This is a genomic window from Streptomyces sp. NPDC030183 (assembly GCF_055573455.1).
In genome coordinates, this window is the sequence record NZ_JBVIBK010000065.1 from 1 (window position 1) to 7,694 (window position 7,694).

Annotated in this window: 8 protein-coding genes; 6 read left to right on the forward strand and 2 right to left on the reverse strand. The window is 72.8% G+C overall.

Going from position 1 to position 7,694, the window contains the following annotated elements; all coding sequences use genetic code 11:
• Positions 1 to 99: 99 nt before the first annotated feature.
• A complete protein-coding gene (locus tag ACZ4Z2_RS37160; protein ID WP_468082183.1) occupies positions 100 to 1,101 on the reverse strand; it encodes a helix-turn-helix domain-containing protein in 1,002 nt (333 codons plus the stop codon).
• Positions 1,102 to 1,455: 354 nt separating this feature from the next.
• On the opposite strand from ACZ4Z2_RS37160, the gene ACZ4Z2_RS37165 reads away from it, so the two are divergent.
• The 5 genes from ACZ4Z2_RS37165 to ACZ4Z2_RS37185 are packed head-to-tail and all read left to right on the forward strand — an operon-like array spanning position 1,456 to position 5,488.
• The gene (locus ACZ4Z2_RS37165; protein WP_468082185.1) at positions 1,456 to 2,772 is read left to right on the forward strand and encodes an ATP-binding protein; all 1,317 of its coding nucleotides are present in this window, start codon (positions 1,456 to 1,458) and stop codon (positions 2,770 to 2,772) included.
• Entirely contained in the window at positions 2,769 to 3,182 is a 414-nt protein-coding gene (locus ACZ4Z2_RS37170; RefSeq protein ID WP_468082187.1) for a roadblock/LC7 domain-containing protein, read from the forward strand. The genes ACZ4Z2_RS37165 and ACZ4Z2_RS37170 overlap by 4 nt, the downstream gene beginning before the upstream one ends.
• On the forward strand, positions 3,179 to 3,577 hold the full coding sequence (locus tag ACZ4Z2_RS37175) for a DUF742 domain-containing protein (RefSeq protein ID WP_468082188.1): 399 nt from the start codon (positions 3,179 to 3,181) through the stop codon (positions 3,575 to 3,577). The genes ACZ4Z2_RS37170 and ACZ4Z2_RS37175 overlap by 4 nt, the downstream gene beginning before the upstream one ends.
• The gene (locus ACZ4Z2_RS37180; protein WP_468082189.1) at positions 3,555 to 4,157 is read left to right on the forward strand and encodes a GTP-binding protein; all 603 of its coding nucleotides are present in this window, start codon (positions 3,555 to 3,557) and stop codon (positions 4,155 to 4,157) included. The genes ACZ4Z2_RS37175 and ACZ4Z2_RS37180 overlap by 23 nt, the downstream gene beginning before the upstream one ends.
• Entirely contained in the window at positions 4,154 to 5,488 is a 1,335-nt protein-coding gene (locus tag ACZ4Z2_RS37185) for a cytochrome P450 (protein ID WP_468082191.1), read from the forward strand. The genes ACZ4Z2_RS37180 and ACZ4Z2_RS37185 overlap by 4 nt, the downstream gene beginning before the upstream one ends.
• A 257-nt stretch (positions 5,489 to 5,745) precedes the next feature.
• Here the strand turns inward: ACZ4Z2_RS37185 and ACZ4Z2_RS37190 are convergent, their stop codons facing one another.
• Complete coding sequence (locus tag ACZ4Z2_RS37190; protein WP_468082193.1) at positions 5,746 to 6,993, reverse strand: cytochrome P450 family protein; 1,248 nt, start codon at positions 6,991 to 6,993, stop codon at positions 5,746 to 5,748.
• Between the two features lie 197 nt (positions 6,994 to 7,190).
• On the opposite strand from ACZ4Z2_RS37190, the gene ACZ4Z2_RS37195 reads away from it, so the two are divergent.
• Entirely contained in the window at positions 7,191 to 7,583 is a 393-nt protein-coding gene (locus ACZ4Z2_RS37195; protein ID WP_468082195.1) for a hypothetical protein, read from the forward strand.
• The last annotated feature ends 111 nt before the right edge of the window (positions 7,584 to 7,694 follow it).

Here is a 7,694-nt window from a genome sequence, read left to right on the forward strand (position 1 = left end):
TGCGGTGTGTTCCTAGACAGCTCCACCACATCGGAGGTCTTCGCCATGTTCAAGACCCGCCAGTGTCAACAACGCTCGTGATCAATACACCTAGGACCTTCAGGGGCCGCCGGCCGGGCCGTCCCCGTCGTCGAACGGTCGGCGTGGGCTCTGCCGCATCTCCCTCGGGCTCACCCCGTAGCGCCGGCGGAAGGCCGTGCTGAGGGCGCTCGCGGAGGAGAAACCGGCGGAATAGGCCAGGTCCGTGATCGACAGGTGCTCGCACTCCCCGCACAGCAACCGGTCCCGCACCAGCCGCAGCCGCTCCTCGCGGATCAGCTCACGGGGCGTGGTGCCCGCCTGCTGCAACGCCAGCTGTATCTGCCGCAGCGACCAGCCGAGGGCACGCGCCACCGTCGTCCCCGTGAGACCCGGGTCCGCCACATGGTCGCGCACATAGCGGCGGACCATCGCCTCCACCTCGCCCAGCTGGCCCGGTACGTCGGGGCGGTCGTCCCCGGCGGCCAGCATGCACACCAGTTCCACGACCCGGTCGGAGACGGCGTCGAACTCGGGGTCGGTCAGATGCTCCCGCTCCTCGTGCAGACCGGTCAGCATCGTCCCCACGATCCGGCCCAGGCCCCGGGTCAGGTCCAGCCCGGCCGCCACCGGCGACCGGCAGCCCAGCCGGCCGTTCACCTCACGGGCCGGGATGGTGAGGATGAACGCGTCCACGCCCTCACCCTGCAGACACTGGAACGGCGACGCGAAGGTGACCAGCGCCCCCGTGCCCGCCGTCAGCCGCGCCTCCCCGCCGTCCTGCCGCAGCACGATCTCCCCGCCCAGCGGCAGCAGCAGCCGGTAGTCCTCGTCCGGGTCCTGCCGCACCTGGCGCGCGGTGCGGGTGTACTCGATCCGGTCCGAGCGGTACTTCACCAGTTGATAGCTGTCGGTGCGCTGCCGGACCGTCCGCCCGAGGAAGTTCTCCGCGCGGGCGTACCGAAAGCCCATCCGGGACTGGTAGGTGCCGATGTGCTCGGTCCAGAAGTCGGCCCGCTCCCGTGGATCCAGCTCCTCGGTGTCCAGCGCGTCGACGGCGTAACTTCCCGCGGGCAACGCCACTCCTCCCGTTCATCGGTCCCGACGGCTTCCTTGCGGTCTCATACGATTCCTGACCGCGAAAGCTTCAACTGGTGCATGATCAAAGACCATTCGGAGTCCGGGTTCGGCCGTGGGGGCACCCTAGCGCGGCAACCGATTGCCGTGCCCCGGGTCTGTCGATCATGCGGAAGGGAAGGTCACAGGCCCCTTCACACCCCTTGCGTCACGCGTGCGCCCTGTGACAACTTCCCTGCGCGTCACGGGAAGACCCGCCGCTGACGCGCCACTAACGTCGGGCGCTCCGTCAACCCGCGTTCACCGCCCGGGACCTGAGGACGTGCCGGGACCTGAGGACGTAAGGACTCGTGGACTTTCATGACCGATCAGATACCGCAGGCGGTGACCTGGGGCCTGGCCGCGGCCCTGCTCGCCACCGCCGTGCTCCTGCTGCGCCAGCACGGGATCACCGCGCGGCAGCGCAGACGGAACGCCGACCTGGTCCACGAGATCAGGGCGCGTGAGGAGGAGCTGCGCCATCTGGTGTCGGTCCGGCTGCCCGCGCTCGCCGACCACCCCGGCCAGGACGTCCCCGGCGTCGGACCGCGCGACGACAGGATCGCCGCCACCGAGTACGGCAAGCAGCTGGAGCGGGTCCTCGCCCTCTTCTCCGTCGCCGTCGACCACGCCCGCACCCGCGCCGACCGGTCCGCCAAGGCCGCCCTCCAGGCGTCGATGCGCTCCCTCCAGGCCCTCGCCAACGAACAGCAGATCTCCATCGCCGAGATGCAGGACCGGCACGACGACCCCGACGTCCTGCGCGACCTGCTGGAAATCGACCACACCAACGCCCAGTTCGGCCGCCGCGCCCAGGCCATCGCCGTGCTGTGCGGATCCTGGCCGGGCCGCCAGCGCGCCACCTCCCCGCTGATCGACGTCGTCCGCGGCGCCACCTCCCGCATCCGCGACTACCGGCGGATCCGCGTCAACGGCCAGGTCGACCTCGCGGTCGAGAGCCGCGCCGTGGAACCCGTCGTCCTCGCCCTCGCGGAACTGCTCGACAACGCCGCCCGCCACTCGCAGCCCGACACCACCGTCGAGGTCACCGTGCAGACCGTGCACAACGGCGCCTGCGTCATCGTCGACGACGCCGGCGTCGGCATGGACGCCCAGGCCGTCGAGAGCGCCGGCCGGCTGCTCGACGGAGCCCGCACCGTGGACGTCACCCGCCTCGGCGACCCGCCCCGGTTCGGCTTCGCCGTCATCGGGGTGCTCGCCCAGCGCTACGGGTTCAGCGTCTCCGTGGACACCCGCTCCCCCTACGGCGGTGTCCGCGCCGTGGCCCTCCTGCCGGCCGCGCTGCTCACCCACCTGGAACCTGCGGCCCCCGACACCCCGGCCCGCCCCAGGCCGGTACCCGAGGACGCCCCCCGCCCGGTGGTCGCCGAGGGCACCACCGAGGGCGGCCTCCCCAAGCGCCGCCGCCGCACCCCCAGACGGCAGCCGGCCCCCGAGCCGGAGTTCTTCGACACCGAGGAGCCGCCCGGCCGGTCACCCGAGGAGAACGCCCGCATCATGGGCGCCTTCGCCCGCGGCACCCGCTTCGGCCGGGCCGCCGGGCGCATCCTCGACGACGACGTCATCGCCCCCGAGCCCTCCACCCCCCACGACAACGAAGGGACCCCCCGCGCATGAGCGAGCCCACGACCAACGAGCTGGGCTGGATGCTCGACGACGTCCTGAAGGTGCCCCAGGCGCGGCACGCGATCCTGCTCTCCGCCGACGGCATGCTCCGCGCCCACTCCGCCGGCATCGACCGCGACGACGCCGAACGCCTCGCCGCGGGCCTCTCCGGACTCCAGTCGATCAGCCGCGGCACCGCCGAGTTCTGCGGCCCCGCCACCAGCCCTTGGCGCCAGACCCTGATCGAGTTCGGGCACGGCTACGTCTTCCTCGTCGCGGCCGGCGAGGGCACCCACCTCGCCGTCTCCACCGGCGTCGAGGTGGACATGGAGTCCGTGACCTACCGCATGCACAAACTCGTCGACCGGCTCGGCAAGGAGCTGTCCACCCCGGCCAGGCCCGCCACGGGCAGCCGGACATGACGCCCCGCCCCCGGCCCGGCGGGCGTCTGGTGCGGTCGTACGTCGTCACCGACGGCCGCGCCCGCCCCACCCGCAACACCCTGGATCTGATCACCCTGCTGACCGCCGTCGACGACCCGCCCCTGACCGGGCTGAACCCCGAGAAACGCCGGGTGGTGGAACTGTGCCGGCCGGGCGCGCTCTCCCTGGCGGAGGTCGCGGGCCACCTCGGGCTGCCCGTCAGCGTCACCAAGGTGCTGGTCGCCGACCTCATGGACAGCGGCCACATCGCCACCCGCGCCCCGGCCCCCGGGTTCCGGAACCCCTTCGAGCACGGGGAACGCCCCTCGGCCGTCCGGCGGTTCGACGCCGGCATCCTCCAGGAGGTCATCGATGGGCTTCGCGCCCGCCTCTGACGACGTGTATCTGCGGCCGACCGTGCGGCGCGCGCTCAAGGTACTCGTCGTCGGGCACTTCGCGGTCGGCAAGACCACGTTCGTCGGCACGCTCTCCGAGATACGGCCGCTGCGCACCGAGGAGATCCTGACCCGGGCCGGCGCCCTCGTCGACGACCTCGCCGGCACCCGCGACAAGACCACCACCACGGTCGCCCTGGACTTCGGCCGCCTCACCCTCAACCCCTCCCTGGTCCTCTACCTCTTCGGCACCCCGGGCCAGCAGCGCTTCGCCCGGCTGTGGGAGGACATGACCGGCGGTGCCCTCGGCGCGCTGGTCCTCGCCGACACCCGCCGGCTGTCCCAATCCTTCGACGTCATGGGCACCCTGGAGGACCTGGGCCTGCCGTACGCCGTCGCCGTCAACGACTTCGACGGTGCCCCCGTGCACGAGCTGGACGAGGTGCGCGAGGCCCTCGACCTGCTGCCCGAGACCCCCCTCGTCCGCTGCGACGCCCGCGATCCGGACTCCTCCACCCGGGCGCTGATCACCCTCGTCGAGTACCTGCTGAGCCGCGACGCCGAACTGGAGCACGCGTGACCCCCGAGACGCCGCCCGGCCCGCCCCCGGGCTGCCCGGTCCGTGAACCCCTCTACGGGCCCGCCTTCGCCGCGGACCCGGCCGCCGTCTACCGTCGGTTGCGCGCCCACGGGCCCACCGCACCCGTCGAACTCGCGCCGGGCGTCCGCGCCACCCTCGTCACCTCGTACGACGCCGCCCTGCACGTGCTGCGCGGCACCGAGACCTTCTCCAAGGACCCGCGCCGCTGGAACGACCTCGCCGACGGCACCGTCCCCCCGGACAGCCCCGTCGTGCCGATGATGATGTACCGGCCCAACGCCCTGTTCACCGACGGCGAGGAGCACCGGCGGCTGCGGGGCGCCATCACCGACAGCCTCGCCCGTGTGGAGCCCCACACCCTGCGCGGCTACGTCGAGAGCAGCGCCGACACCCTCATCGACCGGTTCGCGCCCACCGGCAAGGCCGATCTGCTCGGCGAGTACGCCCAGGTCATCCCCCTGCTCGTCTTCAACCACCTGTTCGGCTGCCCCACCGACCACGGGTTGAAGCTGGTCGAAGGCATGTCCGGGATCTTCGACGGCGTCGACGCCGAGCGGGCCGACGAACTGCTCACCACCACCCTGTCGGACCTGGTCCGGCTCAAGCGGCGCGCACCGGGCCCCGACGTCACCTCCTGGCTGGCGGCGCACCCGGCGGCGCTCACCGACGAGGAGATGGTGCACAGCCTCGTCGTCCTGATGGGCGGCGGCACCGAGCCGCAGCAGAACCTGATCGCGGGCGCCCTGCGGCTGCTGCTGTCCGACGACCGCTTCGCGGGCGAGCTGTCCGTCGGCAGCCTGCCCGTCGAGGACGCGCTCGACGAGGTGCTGTGGACGGACCCGCCGATGGCCAACTACGCGGTGCACTACCCCGTCCGGGACGTCGTGTACGAGGGCGCGGCGCTGCGGGCCGGGGACCCCGTGGTGGTCTCGCTCGCCGCCGCGAACACCGACCCCGCGCTGACGGGCGACCGCCGGGCGGGCAACCGGGCCCATCTGGCGTGGAGCGCGGGCCCGCACAACTGCCCCGCCCAGAGCGAGGCCCGGCTGATCGCCTCGGTGGCGGTGGAGAAGCTCCTCGACCGCCTGCCGGATCTCGAACTGGCGGTTGCTGTCGACCAGTTGGAGTGGCGCCCGGGGCCGTTCCACCGGGCGCTCACGGCCCTGCCGGTCACGTTCCCGCCGGCCCCCTTGGCGGCGCGGGCAGCCCCCGCGCGCACCGTCCCGCCGGTGCCGCCCGGCCCGCCCGGCCCGCCTACGGCGGGTGGGAACGGGTGGGCGCGGTTGTTGTCCTGGTGGCGGGGGGAGTAGGGGGCGCCTCACAGCTCGGGGATGCGGGGTGCGTTGGCGGCTGCGGGTCCGTTGTGGTTCGTCGCGCAGTTCCCCGCGCCCCTGGAGGGACGGGCCTGCGGCCCGCTCTCCAGCTGAAAAGCACGGGCGCAGCCCGGTCGCTTTTCAGGGGCGCGGGGCGGTGACACATGCGGCTCCGCCGCGTGGGCGCGACCAGCCCCCACTCACCCGCAGTCGCCCACGCACCCCCACCTGACCCTACGAACCGCGCCCGGCCCTCACCCCGCCCGTACAGGCAACCGCCGATGCCCGTTGGAGATGAACGACTCCACGTACCCCAAAGCGTCCCCCTCCGCCCCCAACCGCAGCGCGGGGAACCTCTCGAACAGCGCCGGCAGCGCGATGCGCGCCTCCATCCGCCCCAGCGGAGCGCCCAGGCAGAAGTGCGCGCCGTGCCCGAACGCGAGGTGCTCCTTGTCGACGCGGGTGACGTCGAAGACGCCCGCGTCCTTCCCGTGCCGCTCGGGATCACGCCCGGCCGCGGCGTACGCGGCGAGGATCGCCTCGCCCTTGCCGATCACCACCCCCTGCGGCCCGCCGAACGCGGCGAGGTCCAGGTCCTCCACCGCGTACCGCAGCGGCAGACTCGCCACCGGCGCCTCGAACCGCAGGGTCTCCTCCACCGCGTCGTCCCAGGTCGCCCGGCCCTGACGGACATGCGCGAGCTGCTCGGGGTGGGTGAGCAGGGAGTGCACGGCCTGGTCGAGGAGGTTCACCGTGGTCTCGTGCCCGGCGCTGATCATCAGCACCAGCGTGTCCAGGAGTTCCTGTTCGCTCAGCCGGGCGTCGTCCTCGTCGCGGGCCGCGATCAGCCCGGTGGTCAGGTCGTCGCCGGGCGTCGTCCGCTTCGCGGCGACGAGTTCGCCGAGGACGCCGTAGAGCCGCTCGTACGCCGCGGTCATCTCACCGGGGTCGGCGGACGTGTCGAAGAGGCGGTCAACCAGCTCCCGCAGTTCCGGCGCCCGTTCCTCGGGCAGCCCGAAGAGTTCGCTGATCACCCGGATCGGCAGGGGGTAGCAGAACTCCTCCCGCAGGTCGACGCTTCCGCCGCCGCGCAGGCCGTCCTCGACGTGGTCGAGGAGTTCCTCGGTGATCTTCTCGATGCGGGGCCGCATCGCGGCCGTGCGGCGGGCGGTGAACGCCTTGGCGACCAGGGTCCGCAGCCGTTTGTGGTCGCCGCCGTACGCGGTGAACATGTTCTGCACGGCGACCCAGGTGAACAGCGGCCACTCCGGGGTGATCTCCCCGGCCGCGAACCTCGGCCAGTGGCGCCGGGCGTCCTTCGACACCCGGGGATCGGTGAGCAGCCGTTTGAGGAGCTCGGGACTGCTGATCGCCCACGCCTCGACGGCGGGCGGCCCCGGAAGTACCACACGCGTCGCGGGACCGTGTGCGCGGATCCGGGCGGCCTCGCCGTGGATGTCACGGCCGGACGCGTCAATCACTAACGGGCTGGGGTTGCCCATCGGGCCCTCCTGCGGTCGGGAACACGGCCACGGCGCGCCGTGGAAACCCGGTCACGCTACGGCTTCGCGGTGTCGCGGGGCGAGGTCGCGGGGGGCGTGCTGCGTACACGGGCAACTTCCCTGCGCGTTCCCGCAAGTCGGCTGCGGGCGCGGATCCTAGGATCGGGCCCACCCCCCATGAAGAGCCGGTGAGTGCCATGACTGTCAGCTGGGCCCCGCGCTGGATGTGCTCGTACAGCCCCGAGGTGCGTACGGTGCCCGCCGGGCGCTGGTGGAACGCCGTGAGGGTGCCGGTCGCCCTCGGCGCGCCGGCGCTGACGGCCCTCGGGGACGCCACGGGAGCCGTGATCGAGGACGGCTTCGGCGGGATCATGTACTGGCTCGTGCCGCCCGGCGACGGGACCGACTGGCGGATGGCGGGCGTCCAGGTCCTCGGAGCCGGCTGCCATGTGGCGGTCCCGCCCCTGCGCCGCACCTCGGGCCCCGGCCTCTACTGGCGCGTCCCGCTCTCCCACGACCGCTACTGGACCGGCACGGACCGTCTGGGTGCCGCCCTGGCCTCGGCAGCGCAGTGCCCCGCGCCCCTCTAGGCCCTGTCGTCAAATTCCCACCTACCCCGCGACGCCATGCACGCGCTCTCGACGCACCGGGCCCTGACCCGAGTACGTCCAGTACACGGGTCAGGGCCCGGCACGCCGAGA

Coding starts and splice junctions, on each gene's coding strand:
- ACZ4Z2_RS37165 (WP_468082185.1), top strand. CDS start 1,456: ATGACCGATCAGATACCGCAGGCGGTGACCTGGGGCCTGGCCGCGGCC.
- ACZ4Z2_RS37170 (WP_468082187.1), top strand. CDS start 2,769: ATGAGCGAGCCCACGACCAACGAGCTGGGCTGGATGCTCGACGACGTC.
- ACZ4Z2_RS37175 (WP_468082188.1), top strand. CDS start 3,179: ATGACGCCCCGCCCCCGGCCCGGCGGGCGTCTGGTGCGGTCGTACGTC.
- ACZ4Z2_RS37180 (WP_468082189.1), top strand. CDS start 3,555: ATGGGCTTCGCGCCCGCCTCTGACGACGTGTATCTGCGGCCGACCGTG.
- ACZ4Z2_RS37190 (WP_468082193.1), bottom strand. CDS start 6,993: ATGGGCAACCCCAGCCCGTTAGTGATTGACGCGTCCGGCCGTGACATC.
- ACZ4Z2_RS37195 (WP_468082195.1), top strand. CDS start 7,191: ATGACTGTCAGCTGGGCCCCGCGCTGGATGTGCTCGTACAGCCCCGAG.